This is a genomic window from Enterococcus sp. LJL90 (genome assembly GCF_056924355.1).
In genome coordinates this window covers 104541-119482 of sequence record NZ_JBXPBQ010000001.1, presented here as the reverse complement: position 1 = coordinate 119482, position 14942 = coordinate 104541, and the positions used below count along the sequence as shown (strand labels likewise).

Here is a 14942-nt window from a genome sequence, read left to right as displayed (position 1 = left end):
GTTTTCAGCTCCAATCGCCGTTTGAAAAACAGGCAATTAGCTAGAACAATCCACAGTCGGGGTATCGTAGTTTAACTTATTTTCACACTACTGCTTTTATAATTCAATCGCAGTTGCGGTTTCTTTTAAGACTTCATTTAATTCTTCAATATTTTGGCGGCCTTGATTTTCCATCCAGGTCTTGGCAGCATCAGCCCCATTGGTAATAAAAGGTTCTACGCCGTTAGCCCAAGTTGCCCGACCGCAGAGGACACCGTTGAAGGTTGAACCAGCTGCCTTGGCAAAGCGCAACGTTTCTTGGAAGAGTTCGGCGGAAACACCGGCACTCAAAAAGATAAATGGTAATGCGCTGGCAGCACTTTGCTCTTTAAAATATTCTTGGGCCTCAGCTTTTGAGTAAACTACCTCTGCGCCGTAGCCTTCGACAAAGCTCATGTTGACGGGAACTTCGACCTTTAAGACATCCACGCCATAGCGGGGCTTAGCAAATTCCTTCATCCCTTCAATCACTTTGCGGGGTTTCACTGCGGCATATTCTTTTGAGCTGGCATCGGTGATACTTGCATCATAAGAGACAACCTCTAAGAAGAATGGAAGTCCTTCGGCTGTACATTCTGAACCAATGCGTTCCATATAAGCTTTTTTGTGGTCGTTGATTGCTGCGGGTTCATCGACATCATAATACAGGAGGAATTTGCAGGCATCTGCGCCAGCTTCCTTCAAGCGTTTAACCGACCAGATGTCTAAAATATCCGGCAGGCGGCCTGGTGTTGCGGCATCGTAGCCGGTTTTTTCGTAGGCTAACAATAGGCCGGCTGTTTTGGCCCGGACTTCAGCAGCCGGCAAGCCATATTCTGGGTCTAGTAAAATTGAAGAAGCATAAGGCGTTAATTCAGCCGAAACGATTTTCTTAAACTCAATAATATCCTGATCTGCGGCACCTGCTGTTTTGTATTTGCCAATCATTTTTTTCAAAGCGCCCCGTTGGTCAATCGCCAAGGCGCTGATAATGCCATCCTCATTTAGGATATTTTTCAAAAAAGTCTGCTTATTCGTCACGACTATTGCTCCTCACTTAAATTTTTATTTAGTAATGCGACAATTTCTGCTTTGGTTTGTGCCTGTTTTAATTCATCTTTGAATTCACTGCGCATCAACATGCGGGCAATGGTTGACAATAATTTCAAATGGGTGGCACCAACCTCTGCTTCTGGAATAAACAAAGCAATGATAAAATCTGTTGGCTGGCCGTCCATACTTTCCCAGTTAATTCCTTGGGTCAGCTGCAAAATTAAAATACTCGCTTGCTCGACAGCGGCGGTTTTCGCATGGGGAATCGCAAATCCGTCCATCATCCCGGTGGTCCCTTCTGATTCCCGTAATTTTAAGCTGTCATACACAGCGACAGCGTCATTCGCAATTCCTAACGCAACTGTTTGGTCCGCTAAAAATTTGAAAATGGTATCTTGGTCGCTAAATTCTTGGTTCAAATAAATTTGCTCTTCTTGAATCACACTCATCTTACATTCTCCTCTAGTTTGCTTATCCTTCGGTGACTGGCGCAACGGACTCTTCTTTGACTTCCTTTTGAACACGATTCTTTTGGATGAAGCCAAGAATCACACCGCCGACAATTGAACCGGCTAAAATTGCTAAGACCCAGAGTAAGCCATGGGTCACAACTGGCAGAACTAAAAAGCCACCGTGGGGCGCTGGGACTTGGACGCCGAACATATAAGTCAAGACGGCTGCAATAGAAGAACCTAACATCATCGTGGGCAACACACGCAATGGATCTTTAGCAGCAAATGGAATTGCGCCTTCAGTGATATGGGTTGAGCCTAAAATAAAGTTAACTAAACCAGCGTTGCGGTCATTGGTGTCAAAATATTTTCCAAACAGTAAGACTGCAAACCCAGTAATTAATGGTGGTGCAATACATGCGGCTGAAACTCCCGCCATAAAGCTAGTATTCCCCTGAGCCAAGAGGGCTGTCCCGGTGACATAAGCAGCTTTATTGATTGGTCCTCCCATATCAAAGGCTGACATACAGCCAACAATAATGCCTAAAACAATCGGGCTAGAATTTTCAAAGCCGGCTAAAAAGGACATCATGCCTTCATTAACGGCCGACATTGGACCGGATAATAAACTCATCACAACGCCGGTCACTGCCACACCTAATACCGGATATAAGAAAATCGCCTTCAAGCCATCCAATGATTTAGGTAGTGGGCTCAGTAATTTACTAAATCCAAGAATTACAAAACCACCTAGAAAACCAGAAAGAATCCCACCGAGGAAACCAGTCCCACCATTTGCGGCTATTAGGCCGCCGACAAAACCAACAACCAAGCCTGGACGTTTAGCAATACTTTCTGCGATGTATGCTGATAGAATCGGCACCATCAAGCCCATAGCTGTACTGCCGATAGTATTCAATAAGGCGGCTGTTTCATTGTACTGAGCATTAGCTGGATCAGCAGAATAAATGCCCCATAAAAATGAAATTGCTACTAAGACACCGCCGCTGACGACAAACGGCAACATGTGGGAAACGCCATTCATCAAGTGTTTGTAAATCGTGTGACCAATGCCTTTTAACTCAAAACTTTTTTCTTCGACTTCACCGACGGCTTCGGCTTCAGCGGTAATCGAGCCTTTGCCGGCTAAAGCATCAGCGACTAATTTATCCGCTTCTTTAATGCCCTTTGCAACCGGCACTTCGATAATTCTTTTTCCAGCAAAACGTTCGGCATGAGCATCTTTATCAGAAGCAATAATCACGGCCTCAGCGTTGGCGATTTCTTCTGGCGACAATTGATTTTCCACACCAACTTGTCCGTGGGTTTCGACTTTAATCGTCACCCCTTGCCGCTTGGCCGCTTGTTCCAAAGCTTCTTGGGCCATATAAGTATGAGCAATCCCCGTCGGACAGCCAGTCGCTGCAATTAATTGATATTTTTTTTCCATAGCTCAATTTCTTCCTCTCTGTTAATCTGGATTTGTTTTTCTAAAAACGCTACATCGGAAAAATCGGTTAAGCCTTTGCGAAATGCCGTTGAACTTCCAGCAGCGATACTTTTTCTTAAACCGGCCCCAGTGGCCTCATTTAAAATTAATTCTCCTAAAAAGGTACCCAATAAAGTGTCGCCGGCACAAGCTGTATTGACAACTTTGCCGTGGGGAGCATTCCCCGCTAAAATTTCTTTTTGATTGATAAAGACGGCGCCTTGTCCCCCTAAGGAAAGTAGCACATTCTGGGCACCAGCCTGAATTAGCTTTTCGGCTGCCTGCAAGTAGTCATCCGTTTGAGGATTCTCTAGTTGGTACCACTCTGCCAGCTCTTCTTCATTCGGCTTAAGTAAAAAAGGTTGATAAGGCAAGCAATCTAAAATTTCTCGATAGCTACTATCAAGAATTAAGTGAACTTTTTTCTCGTAACAAATTCGACTAATTTCAATCAGAATGTCTGGTTGAACACCACGGGGCAAACTCCCTGAAACACAAAGATAATCACCCGCTTGTAACTTTTTGATTTGATCGACTAATGCGGCAACTTTTTCAGGCGGTATTTCCGGCCCTCTGTTTACCAATTTAAATTCTTCATCCGTTTGATCCACTTGTGTAAAAACGTTGATGCGGGTCATGCCGGGTACTTTTACAAAATCCGTCGCAATTCCCTGCTCCTGCAAAAAATCATCAATATAATCTCCAGTAAAACCGGCCTTAAATCCTAAGGCGGTATTATCAATCCCTAACATTTTTAAAACTAAGGAAACATTGACCCCTTTGCCGTTGGCTTGAATATCATCATCGATTGTGCGATTAACCGTATGAGGCAAAAGATTTTCAGTTTCAATAAAAAGATCAATGGCTAAATTCATCGTACAGGTATAAACTGTCATGTTTTTACCTCCTCTCTGCTTATCCTTATTATGCCTGACAAATTGATGTAAATGTTTTCAGCTTTGGCAATTTTTACTGTTAAGGTTTTCATCTTTAGCTTTATTTGAGTATAATGAAGCCAGAATAAACGAAAAGGCGGTCAAGCTATGGAAACCAAACTCAGCGATTCAGAAGCGTATCTCTGGAGTTTTATAGAAAAAAACATTCACCGGATTCCCGATTACTCCATCACAAAACTCAGTGAAGAGGCTAGCGTCTCAACGGCTACTATTGTGCGAACGATGAAGAAAAAAGGCTATGACGGCTTCACCTCCTTTAAGCATCACCTAAAGGATAATCACAACACCAATCTGAATTTTGCCGCCATTGACAAAATTGACGACCGCATCAAACAAGTGATTTTGAAAAATGAACAAGAAGTAATCCGCACCTTAAACATGCTGGATACGTGGAATATTGAAGATGCCATTCAAAAAATTAAAGCGGCTCAGCGGGTCTTGATTTTTGCCCGTGGTTTTTCGGAGCTGATTGCCGAAGAGATGACCGTCAAATTTCAATTGACAGGGAAATACTGCGAATTTCATAAAGATCCGGAAATTATCAAAAATATCAGCAAAAAAATTCACCATGACGATACGGTGATTTTCGTGTCCTTAAATGGTGAAACCAAGGAACTGGTGACGGCCGCCAAAAACTGCTACCAAAATGAAATTGGTACCATCGCCATTACCGCCTCCAATAGTTCAAGCTTGATGCAATATATCGACATTCCCTTAGTCGGCTATAAAGCGGAGGGCTCTTTGTTTCCTGATTACGAAGTGCGTTCCCGTCTGCCTTTATCAATTATCGGCCGAATTTTATTGGATGCTTATGCGATTCGAACTATGTAACTGTGAGACATAAAAATCGACAAGATAGCTTGTGTGCATGCAAAAGGCCCCTCGGAAAAAATCCGAGGGGCCTAATTATTTTTATTACATTGAACCTTTGAAGACGTCCAAGTTTTTCAAGAAGTAGTCAACACCTGAGTAGATGGTGAAAATCAAGCAGACATAAAGTAAAATTTGGTCTAGTGGAAAACCGATGGCACTAAAAGGAATATTGTTGATAGATAAGAAAATAATCGCAAACATTTGGGTTGCCGTTTTGATTTTACCAGGCCAAGCTGCTGCCATAACTTCCCCGTGTTCTACTAATAATAAACGGAGACCTGTCACTGCTAATTCACGACAGACAATAATTGCTACCACCCAAGCTGGCGCTTTATCTAAGCCAACTAGAATGATAAAAGCTGTCATAACTAACATTTTATCCGCCAATGGATCAGCAAATTTGCCAAAGTTGGTGATTAAATTATTGGCCCGCGCAATTTTTCCATCCAGCCAGTCCGTTAAGCTGGCTAGCGCAAAAATAATTGCACCTACGAGATGGGTGACCTCCAAACTTGTTCCCGCAAGATTGACCGTGCCCCAGTCCCAATTAACTGTCACAATCACAATAAAGAGCGGAATCATGCAAATCCGCAACACCGTTAATTTATTAGGTAAATTCATTTTTGATAAGCTCCTCTTTCCTCTTCAGGTTAGCCGCAAAATGTCTGCCGGCTGGCTAAAATTTTCAAACTAAGCTGTTAAGTAGTTCAAAGTCAAACTAATGTCTCTGCGTTGCGTCGTAGTGCTATTAGGATTAAAGTTTAAGGCTTCATTATTCAATTGAATTGAAACATTTAAAGAGGCGCCTAAAACAATCGTCGCTGCTTGTGCTCCGCTTGGCAGGACGGTCGATTGAGTGTCGCCGGCTGCTAACGTGTATTGATAAACATACTCGCCGTTGACTTGAACTCCTACCCAACAAGCTCCTGTTGCGGTAAAGGAAATCGTGGCAGGATCGGTCACATTATTGGCGGTCATCGCCACCGTGCGACCGGATTCGCTGTCAAAAGCGATTTCCATCGCTGGTGCTTCGCTGCTGGATTCAGTTGTTGAACTTTCGGTAGTAGAGCTAGCCGTTTCTTCTGTAGAGGAACTGGATTCGGTAGTTGAACTACTGGAACGATCCACCACCACTGAGCTTGAAGGTGTCGTGATTAAGCGATCTCTTTGAAAATTTTCCATCATCATATAACCGACAACGAAAATAATCGCAAAGGCCACCACACCTAAAGTAATCATCGGTAGATAGCTCCAAAAATCTCGCGGCACTTCCTCTTGGTGCCGACTGCGGCTCAGTTCTTCCTCTGGCTCGGCTTTTTCCGGAGCTGGCGGCAGCGGTTCTTCTATCGCTTTTTTGCCGTCAAAAATATCGACTAACTCATCGCCGTCTTCGCCGACGGCATCGGCATATTGGCGGATAAAAGCCCGCACATAAAAAGTGCCGGGGATGGCATCAAAATCATCATCTTCTAAAGCAATTAAATAGCGTCTTTGAATTTTAGTTCTCTGTTGTAATTCTTCTATTGTTAAACCCTGCTGCTGCCGGGCGTTATGTAGTCTAGTACCAACTGTTCTCTGCTGCACGTTTTCTCATCCTTCTCCATTTAATAATCAATCATCTAGTATAATTTAGGAGATTTTTGCACCCGCTATTAAAGGAAAAAATAAAAGCCCCAAAGTATTTGGTTGTTTGGCCATTCACTGTTCATTTATTTATACATAGCATCCTCAGCTAAGTCAAAAATCTATCTCGGTAAAATTAAAAATATCCGACGCCTTTCGATGTTCATCGCCTAAATATGACGACCAGCGTTTTTTCAGATATCACCTCTAAGCATACCACAAAAAAATCCCCTTGAGGATAGAGAAAAGCCCTCTGATTGAGAATTTTAATTTTTCTCAATCATTTTAAGCGGCTGACTTCTCCTCAAGGGAATCTTACTAGTCATTAGGATAAATATAAAAGCGGCTGGCTGCGCCTTTTTCAAGCAACGCTTTACCGACTGCTAGCACATCTGCCAAGGTAATTTCTTGAATGACCTCCGGCACATCAAAGAGGGTGATGCCTTCAAAAAGATTTTGACTGAACTGATTGGCAATATATTCCAAAGAGTTTAAAGATTGGAAATATTTGCCGAGCATTTTCTTTTTCAATAAAGCAAGATTTTCTTCGGTCATTTCGCCATCTGTAGCGAAATTCTCAAAAATTTCCGTCACCCGGTTCAATAGTTCTTCTGGGTGGTCCGTATCGCTGCTGACATCAAGAAAATGAAAGCCCCGATCCAAGTTAAACTCATAGCCAAAGCTATCATCCAGCAGTCCTTCATTATACAACTGCAAATAATTTTGCGAGGTGTTGCCTAAAAGCAGTTGTAAAAAGAAATTGGCAGCATTGCGGTATTTTAATAAGGCCCGCCCATCAGTTGGCAACTGATCCAAACCCTTGATGCCCATGACCGCTTTTGGTCGAGACACGGCCATTTGAATTCTGCCTTCTTTAATGACAGCACCGTCCTCTTCAGGAAAATGGCGGGCAATTTCTTTGGCCGGCGCAAATTCTTTGCTGTCTTGATTGTTGCGGATAAATGCCATCAAAGTTTCCGGTTCAAAATTACCAACGACAAACAAAGTCATATTACTCGGATGATAAAACGTGTGGTAGCAGGTATATAAATCTTCTGCTGTAATTTCAGCAATACTATCCACTGTACCGGCAATGTCGATATGCAGCGGATGATTGGGATATAAATTGCCCAAAATTCCAAAGAACAAGCGCCAGTTCGGATCATCGTCATACATCTGAATTTCTTGGCCGATGATGCCCTTTTCTTTTTCAACAGTCGCTTCGGTAAAATAAGGCGCCTGCACAAAATCCAGCAGTGTACCTAAGTTTAATTCCAGTTTATCTGTTGTGGAAAATAGATAACTCGTTTTGGTAAAGCTGGTAAAGGCATTGGCGGAAGCCCCCTGCTGACCAAATTTTTGAAAGACATCGCCGTCTTCTTTTTCAAACATTTTATGCTCTAAAAAGTGGGCAATGCCGTCAGGTACATGGACAAAATCTTCTTGACCCAAAGGCACAAACTCATTGTCAATGGAACCATAATTTGTAGTAAACAGGCCGTAAATTTTGTGGTAATCATTTTTCGGCAAAAGGAAAACCTTCAAGCCGTTCGCCAGCGTTTCTTCATACAATGTTTCGTTGATTTGTTGATAATATTGTTTATTCATGTGCACCTACCCCATCTAAGAAGAAAATTGCCTGCAATTTGATTTTCGCTGCTATCCGCTGCACATCTTTGACAGTCACATCTTCAATTTGGCGCAACCATTCTTCATCGGATATTTCTGTCTGTGGCAACCAGAAATTTAAATAATCCGTTTCAACCGCCGCCTGTGAATTATCTAAAGAAAGCAGATATTGATTGACGAGCATCGCTTTTGTCTGTTCCATCTCCAACTCGCTAATTTCGCCTTTTTTCAGACTTTCCAGCTGCTGATTAATTAAATGCAGCACCCGCTGGCGATTTTTACTTTCAATCCCCGTCTGAACACTCATAAAGCCTCTAAAGGTATCGACACTACTGGAGGCATAATAAGCCAAGCTTTCTTTTTCCCGCACATTCATAAATAATTTTGAATGGGGGAAGCCGCCAAATAATCCGTTGAAAACAATCAAGGCAAAACGATCATTTTGGCCATAATAAATGTCAGTGCTGTAGCCTAAATTCAATTTTCCTTGCACAACCGGCTCTTGTACTTGCCGTTCTTTCACAATGTTATCCACAGGCTGTGTGTAAAATATTTCTGGCCGTTGAACATCTCTCGCAGCAAAAGGCAACTGCTCCATCAGCGTCACAACCTCCGCTTCCGTCACATCTCCCACCACAAAAATATCAATTTGGTCTTCTGCCATCATCACTTGATAATAATCAGCTAAATCCTTTGCTGTTAAGCTTTCCAAGTCTTCAATCGTTCCCACGCTAGGTGTTTTTTGATTCTCATCGCCATCGAAATATAAGTCCTGCAAAGACAATGAGGCATAGGTTTGTTTGTCTTCTTTTAAGCTTTCTAAATAGCTTTTCAGATTGTCTTTTTCAATTTGGAAGGTCTGTTCCTCCCACTTATCCCCAAGCACATGTGGATAAAATAAAATTTCCCGCAGAAAATCCACAGAGTCCGCTAACAGATTAGCATCCTCCACATATTTGCCGTTAACCAGGCTCATACTTAAATTGACCCAATGGAAATTTCCTTTGCGACCGACATTCATGCCAAAGCTAGCGCCATATAAATCCGCCAACTTCCCACTCAATTGAGTTTGATCAGGAAAATGTAAACTATTGGTTTCCATTAAACTGGTTAGTAAAGCCCGTTTGGTCATCGTCTTTTTATCTAAACGATTGGTAAAGCGCATAAAAAAACGGACTGTTTTATATTTTTGCGTTTCAATCACATGGAGATTAACTCCTGGTTGCAGTGTATAAACCATTTCTTTTGCTCCTTTGATTTTCTGATTTAAGTTTCCGTGAAGAGCTGCGGCATTGAAGTTGTTTAACAGTTAGCAAATGATTTTTAGATGGTGCCGGTCACAAAATTACCGGTAAACGTTTAAAAAAAATTCACCAAACGTGTCTAAACAAACCTGTAGGCCTGCTCTTTTAAAATGACTTCTGTTGTTCATTATAGCACAGGCAAGAGCTTTCCCCGCGGAATATGACTAAGGCGCAGGACCCGTAAGCTTCTCATTCACTTTTTAAATTATTTCAGAAAAATTTGAGGGGCTTAAAAAAATCTTGTGCTAATTTCGGCAAACTAGCGGATGTTTTAGAAAGTAAACTCAATTTATCAACAATTTTGTTGAAATTCCTGATTATTTGCAGAAGGGAGATTTTGTCAAAAATTGAACAAGCGGGCCGCTTTTTAAGCCAAATATTTCAAATCTCTGAAGTCATTCGCTATACTAATAATGAAAAATAAATGGAGGTTACTACTGTGATTAAAGAATTTAAAGAATTTATCTTACGAGGAAATGTCGTTGATTTAGCCGTTGGGGTTGTCATTGGTTCGGCATTCACCGCAATTGTCAAAGATGTTGTTGACGGAGTGATTACACCTTTAATTGGTGCAGTTATCTATGGCATTACCGGTGGCGGTTCGATTGAAGATACGACCAACAGTCTAAATGTTACCCTTTGGAATCAAGAATTCCAATTCGGCGCTGTCGTCACCGCAATCATTACCTTTTTAATTACCGGACTTGTGCTTTTCTTGGTTGTCAAAGCAATCAATAAAGCCCGCGACATGAAAAAACAACCAGAAGAAACTGTCGAAGCTGCACCAACCGCTGAAGACTACTTGAAGGAAATTCGCGATTTATTAGCTAGCGAACAAACTTCTGTGGATAAAGAAGATATGCGACCGAAGATGTAACTACTTGTTGTTCAAATTAATTAAATAAATAAATCAAAAACACTATTTAGTTACGGTTAAATAGTGTTTTTGATTTGCACAAAGCTTCATATCTAAAATTTAATAGTTAAAAACTCTTTAATCAGTTTGTGTATCCTGCATTTTCCGCTACCGTTATGCTTGCTTACTTCAACCGCATCTGCACATGGGGAATATTATCCTCCAAATATTCTTCAGAAACCGTGACAAAGCCGACTCGGCCATAAAATTTTTGTAGATGGGCCTGCGCAGAAATCTCAACTGGTTTTCCCGGAAAATTTTCTTCAATAAAAGCTAGTGCTGCCCGCATTAATTCAACCCCCAGCTGTGTCCCCCGCCAGTCTTTTTTGACAATCACCCGACCGATATGAATTACCTCTTCACCGTAAATGCGATTATAGGCGATAAGCTCACCGTCTTCACTAAAATAATTGTGGAAGGCCACCAAATCAACCTCATCCACCTCTTGATAAGGACAGTCCTGCTCCACCACAAAAATAGCAATCCGCTCTTTGACAATCTGATAAAACTCAAACGTATTAAGCTCTGAAAAATTTTTAATGTTATGCTCCATGGTTGCTCCTGACCTTATAAAAGTTTTATTTAGTAGTATAAAAGAATCCTCTACATTGAGCAACTAAAGAAAATTACAGTAAAAACTAAAAAGTAGACAACATTGAATAAAAATAGCTGTTCAACATTGTCTACTTACTTTATAAAGTTAATAAGCCTAATTAATTTTAAATAACCTTGCCATTTTATTTTTTGGGAAATCAACTAGCAATCGACTTGTTGAAAATGAAAAACTTACTTCCATATCTTGCTTGGGATACACTTGCTCAACTGATTTGATAGTCATTGGCAATTGGATACTAAATTGTTTTTTTGTGCTCTCTGTTCGCCAAACTGCAAGATAGTTGCCCTCGTCAGTTTTTATACCAAAGCTAAACCAATCATCATCAATATGAGGGATTCCTGAAGGCCAAAAAGGAATTCCTGTCGCTATTTTTTTCCTAAAACTTTTATAAGTCTCAAGCCCTTCTTTAACTAGTGCAAGATTTTCTGGATTCAGTTCAGCTAGATGACCACTCTGATGAACTCTAAACAATAAAGTATTTACCATGTTAAAAATGACTTCTTCAGAATCTGCATTCTGTAAAGGATAAGACCAGATTGCACTTTGTTCAGGTGTAACAGCAGAAGCACAGACGGCAGCAATTGCCCCATTTCGTAAATAATTCGTTTGATCTGTTATTGATTGAATACTATGGCGTCGAAGCATTTGATAATCATGACGCATACCACCGCTACCACAATTTTCAATAATTAAATCCGGGTATGTTGTAAAAATTTCATCAATCCAAGTGAGATAGCATCTATTGTGTTCTAGGAGCGCGTTGCTAAAGCTATCCGTTTGAAAGTCACTGCCAATCCCTGCTGTAATATTATAGTCCATTTTAATGTAGCCGATACCATAGTCATGTATTAATCGTTGAATGATACTACTTGCATAATTTCGAACAGCGGGATTTCGAAAATCAAGATGATAGCGACTATGGTCTCGAACTCTTTTCCCGTGTCGACAAAAAAACCAATCGTCAGGTAAGCCGTTTGCTAGCTGGCTATTAATCCCCATTACTTCTATTTCTAACCAAAGTCCTGGAATCATTCCTTTTTCTCGTATCAAATTTGTCAGCTCAATAATACCGTTAGGGAACCTTTTTCTCGATTCCTTCCATTCGCCAACATTATCCCACCAGTAGCCGTCAGAGTACCAGCCACAATCAATCACATAGTACTCACAGCCTATCTCAGCTGCACGATTAATTAAAGGGATTTCCTTTTCCGTGGTGGGATCCCCCATTAAACAGTTCATATAATCGTTAAATATAACTGGACAATTTTCATTGTCAGGACTTTTTTTTCGGATTTTCCTTCGATAGTTTGTCATTTTTTCAACGACTTCTTCAAAGCCACCGCTAGTATTTCCACAGAGAACTTCAACAGTAGCAAAAGAAGCATGGGGCTTTAGTTCTACCCACCAATGATTTGTCGGTTCAGTAGGTCCGAAAATTCTTAATGCTAAATATTTACCTAAACCGCAGTCTGTCAACTCCCAATGCCACTCGCCATTAGTATTTATCTGCCAGAAAGTACTCATCCCTAAATCTCGATTAATTAAAAGACCACTTGGGTTATATTGTGCACAAGACCAAGAAGAGTTATTAGTAATAGAAATCGTTTTAGTCGAATCCTGTAATTTTTCCCCGTCTAATTGGAAATCCAATCCAAAATCTTTTAAAGTAGCTGTTTGCCATTGCAACTCGCCCGTCCAGGCATTGTGAGGAAGGTAGAGTTCTTGTCTTTCATAACTTTGAAACAACGGACCGGCATTTACAGCCGTTACATTTACTGAAGAAATATATTCAATACCAAAATTATTTTTTCCTGTATTAAAAATTTCTGTTTGCCATGTGACTGCATCGGATTCATTATTTAAGATTAAAGTAGTAATCGTTTTAAGCTGGATTTTCCTATCAAGATAGCTTTGCGTAATAATCAGCTTATCCTTTTCCTCAACTAGACTCACAAACTCCAGCTCTCTCCCTACATAAGTATTAGCTAACTTATTTCCTTTATGAAGAGGTTGATTATATCCTGTAATTTGTAATTCGACCAAGTGACTAGCGGCTAATAACTCTACTTCCTTCTCCTGACTAGAGTCGTATGGTAGGACTGAGTAGTGCAAGAGTCGTATTTTATTTTCTTCAGTAATTCCTAAAGCTAAATTTAATTTCCCAACTGAATATTCGTATATTTTTTTCATAACTTATCCCTTCACCGCCCCTGACATTAACCCTGAAATCAAATATCTTTGGAAGAAAACAAAAATTATTGTAACAGGAATGACTGCTAAAACACTTGCTGCCATCAGGTTTCCCCAGTCTGTTGTGAATTGACCTCTGAATAGAGTAATTCCTGGTGTTAATGTTCTATGAGCCACATCGTTAATTAAAACATAGCCAAACATATATTCATTCCAGGCGGTCACAAAGGTATACAACCCTGTTGAAACTAAACTTGGTATAGAGACGGGAAGAATAATTTGAACCAAAGTACGGAATCTTGAAGCACCATCTAATTCTGCCGACTCTTCTAGTGAAATCGGAACAGTATCAAAAAAACCTTTCATCATAAAAGTGCTTAACGGCACCACAAAAGTTGAGTAGGCTAAAATTAAAGCCGCATAGGTATTGATTAAGTTAAATTGTTTAAAAATCATATATATTGGAATCAGCAGTAATACGCCCGGAACCATTTGACTCAAAGTTAACGAAACACCTGACCCGCGAATAATTTTGTATTTCCCAAATCGGCTAAGCGAATAACCCGCTAAAACCGCAATTACTAACCCGATAATCGTTGTGATTCCAGATACTATAAAGCTATTTTTGAAAAAAATTAGAAAATCAGATTCTTGCAAAACCTCTTGGAAATTTGTTAAAGAAAAATTACTTGAAAAAAATGAGGGGGTTGTTGAATAGATTTCAGTATCTGGTTTTAAGGCTGTTGAAACCATCCATAAAAAAGGAAAGAATGAAAAAATTGCGCAGAGAGTCAACACAATATAGGTACTCGCCTTAGAAAAAATTTTCTCCTGTTTGCTTCTAATCACTGTGATGACCACCCTTCATTTTTCTAAATATAACCTTGCAGATTGGAACTAATGCGAAAATAGTTAATAGAATAACAATCATAATAACTGATAGAGCCGATGATTTCCCAATATCATAATTCTTCATAGCATAGCGATAAATCATGATCGGCAAAGTTTCAGAAGCGTAATTTGGTCCACCTTCTGTCGTAATCCAGATAAAATCAAAATTTACTGAAGTCCAAATAATATGCATGAAAATCAAGGTACTTAAGACACTTTTGATACCTGGTAAAGTGACATTGAAAAAACGTTTGAAAATAGATGCACCATCAATAGCAGCTGCTTCATATAAATCATCAGGAATTGTTTGAAGTCCGGCTAAAATACTAATGACCCAGTAAGGAAAGGTTCGCCAAATATTAATGAAAGTAACGGTTAATAATGCGGTATTCTTACTTCCTAACCAATAGATTCCTTGATCAATTAAGCCTGTTTGTTGTAATAAATAGTTAATAATTCCATAATCAGGATTTAACATCCAAGTCCAAGTCAAACCGGCCACTGCTATCGGCACAATCCATGGAACAATGATTGCACTCCTAAATAGTATGCGGCCTTTTATTTTCTGATTTAAGGCCACACCAACCACTAGACCTAAAATTAATTCCCCTATAACTGAAACACAAGTCCAGACAACCGTATTTTTTAAACTACCAGTGAACAGTTCATCAGCAAAAACTTTTTGATAGTTTTCTAAGCCAACAAAGCCTTCTAAATTTGGATTCGTTAAACTTTTAGCATGAAAGCTATCCCAAACTACCTGAACTAAAGGAATGCCAATCAAAGCAACCATAAAAATAATAGCCGGAGCCATGTATAGCAATGCATTGGTTTTATTTATTCCTTCTTTGGACAATAATTTTTTTGAAGCTAAAATATTCATATACAGCCTCCTGTTGAAATTAGAGTTTTTCTTTAAGAGATTCAAGGCT

The 14942-nt window shown here is 40.1% G+C and carries 14 protein-coding genes; 2 read left to right on the top strand and 12 right to left on the bottom strand.

From position 1 onward, the window contains the following. Positions 1 to 96: 96 nt before the first annotated feature. The 4 genes from lacD to pfkB are packed head-to-tail and all read right to left on the bottom strand — an operon-like array spanning position 97 to position 3908. Complete coding sequence (lacD, locus tag AC1Z3S_RS00570) at positions 97 to 1059, bottom strand: tagatose-bisphosphate aldolase (protein WP_461738719.1); 963 nt, start codon at positions 1057 to 1059, stop codon at positions 97 to 99. Positions 1060 to 1061: 2 nt separating this feature from the next. After that, entirely contained in the window at positions 1062 to 1520 is a 459-nt protein-coding gene (locus AC1Z3S_RS00565; protein ID WP_461738718.1) for a PTS sugar transporter subunit IIA, read from the bottom strand. Between the two features lie 22 nt (positions 1521 to 1542). Beyond that, positions 1543 to 2973: a PTS fructose transporter subunit IIC gene (locus AC1Z3S_RS00560; protein ID WP_461738717.1), complete on the bottom strand. Its 1431-nt coding sequence runs from the start codon at positions 2971 to 2973 to the stop codon at positions 1543 to 1545. Then, on the bottom strand, positions 2952 to 3908 hold the full coding sequence (gene pfkB, locus AC1Z3S_RS00555) for a 1-phosphofructokinase (RefSeq protein WP_461738716.1): 957 nt from the start codon (positions 3906 to 3908) through the stop codon (positions 2952 to 2954). Before pfkB ends, AC1Z3S_RS00560 begins: the two co-directional genes overlap by 22 nt. Before the next feature lie 147 nt (positions 3909 to 4055). On the opposite strand from pfkB, the gene AC1Z3S_RS00550 reads away from it, so the two are divergent. Then, the gene (locus AC1Z3S_RS00550; protein ID WP_265459300.1) at positions 4056 to 4799 is read left to right on the top strand and encodes a MurR/RpiR family transcriptional regulator; all 744 of its coding nucleotides are present in this window, start codon (positions 4056 to 4058) and stop codon (positions 4797 to 4799) included. An 84-nt stretch (positions 4800 to 4883) separates the two neighbouring features. On the opposite strand, the gene pgsA is transcribed toward AC1Z3S_RS00550, so the two are convergent. The 4 genes from pgsA to yfmF form a co-directional block, all read right to left on the bottom strand. Next, positions 4884 to 5462, bottom strand: coding sequence for a CDP-diacylglycerol--glycerol-3-phosphate 3-phosphatidyltransferase (gene pgsA, locus AC1Z3S_RS00545; protein WP_461738715.1), 579 nt, complete (start codon positions 5460 to 5462; stop codon positions 4884 to 4886). 69 nt (positions 5463 to 5531) lie between these two features. Next, complete coding sequence (locus AC1Z3S_RS00540; protein ID WP_461738714.1) at positions 5532 to 6425, bottom strand: helix-turn-helix domain-containing protein; 894 nt, start codon at positions 6423 to 6425, stop codon at positions 5532 to 5534. 357 nt (positions 6426 to 6782) lie between these two features. Next, complete coding sequence (yfmH, locus tag AC1Z3S_RS00535) at positions 6783 to 8072, bottom strand: EF-P 5-aminopentanol modification-associated protein YfmH (protein ID WP_461738713.1); 1290 nt, start codon at positions 8070 to 8072, stop codon at positions 6783 to 6785. Then, complete coding sequence (gene yfmF, locus AC1Z3S_RS00530; protein ID WP_461735936.1) at positions 8065 to 9333, bottom strand: EF-P 5-aminopentanol modification-associated protein YfmF; 1269 nt, start codon at positions 9331 to 9333, stop codon at positions 8065 to 8067. Before yfmF ends, yfmH begins: the two co-directional genes overlap by 8 nt. A gap of 503 nt (positions 9334 to 9836) precedes the next feature. Here yfmF and mscL point away from each other — a divergent pair. Beyond that, on the top strand, positions 9837 to 10274 hold the full coding sequence (gene mscL / locus AC1Z3S_RS00525) for a large conductance mechanosensitive channel protein MscL (RefSeq protein ID WP_461738712.1): 438 nt from the start codon (positions 9837 to 9839) through the stop codon (positions 10272 to 10274). 163 nt (positions 10275 to 10437) lie between these two features. On the opposite strand, the gene AC1Z3S_RS00520 is transcribed toward mscL, so the two are convergent. The 4 genes from AC1Z3S_RS00520 to AC1Z3S_RS00505 all read right to left on the bottom strand — a co-directional run bounded on the left by AC1Z3S_RS00520 (position 10438) and on the right by AC1Z3S_RS00505 (position 14893). Beyond that, positions 10438 to 10866, bottom strand: coding sequence for a GNAT family N-acetyltransferase (locus AC1Z3S_RS00520; protein WP_461738711.1), 429 nt, complete (start codon positions 10864 to 10866; stop codon positions 10438 to 10440). Between the two features lie 156 nt (positions 10867 to 11022). Then, entirely contained in the window at positions 11023 to 13119 is a 2097-nt protein-coding gene (locus tag AC1Z3S_RS00515; RefSeq protein ID WP_461738710.1) for a glycoside hydrolase family 36 protein, read from the bottom strand. A gap of 3 nt (positions 13120 to 13122) precedes the next feature. Next, positions 13123 to 13968 (bottom strand): carbohydrate ABC transporter permease, encoded by an 846-nt coding sequence (locus AC1Z3S_RS00510; RefSeq protein WP_461738709.1) that lies wholly within the window; start codon positions 13966 to 13968, stop codon positions 13123 to 13125. After that, positions 13961 to 14893: a carbohydrate ABC transporter permease gene (locus AC1Z3S_RS00505; RefSeq protein ID WP_461738708.1), complete on the bottom strand. Its 933-nt coding sequence runs from the start codon at positions 14891 to 14893 to the stop codon at positions 13961 to 13963. The genes AC1Z3S_RS00510 and AC1Z3S_RS00505 overlap by 8 nt, the downstream gene beginning before the upstream one ends. Positions 14894 to 14942: the final 49 nt, after the last annotated feature.

Bases quoted from the DNA above. Each gene is read 5' to 3' on its own strand.
- AC1Z3S_RS00515 (WP_461738710.1), bottom strand. From the start codon at position 13,119: ATGAAAAAAATATACGAATATTCAGTTGGGAAATTAAATTTAGCTTTA.
- AC1Z3S_RS00565 (WP_461738718.1), bottom strand. From the start codon at position 1,520: ATGAGTGTGATTCAAGAAGAGCAAATTTATTTGAACCAAGAATTTAGC.
- pgsA (WP_461738715.1), bottom strand. From the start codon at position 5,462: ATGAATTTACCTAATAAATTAACGGTGTTGCGGATTTGCATGATTCCG.
- yfmF (WP_461735936.1), bottom strand. From the start codon at position 9,333: ATGGTTTATACACTGCAACCAGGAGTTAATCTCCATGTGATTGAAACG.
- pfkB (WP_461738716.1), bottom strand. From the start codon at position 3,908: ATGACAGTTTATACCTGTACGATGAATTTAGCCATTGATCTTTTTATT.
- AC1Z3S_RS00520 (WP_461738711.1), bottom strand. From the start codon at position 10,866: ATGGAGCATAACATTAAAAATTTTTCAGAGCTTAATACGTTTGAGTTT.
- yfmH (WP_461738713.1), bottom strand. From the start codon at position 8,072: ATGAATAAACAATATTATCAACAAATCAACGAAACATTGTATGAAGAA.
- AC1Z3S_RS00550 (WP_265459300.1), top strand. From the start codon at position 4,056: ATGGAAACCAAACTCAGCGATTCAGAAGCGTATCTCTGGAGTTTTATA.
- AC1Z3S_RS00560 (WP_461738717.1), bottom strand. From the start codon at position 2,973: ATGGAAAAAAAATATCAATTAATTGCAGCGACTGGCTGTCCGACGGGG.
- AC1Z3S_RS00505 (WP_461738708.1), bottom strand. From the start codon at position 14,893: ATGAATATTTTAGCTTCAAAAAAATTATTGTCCAAAGAAGGAATAAAT.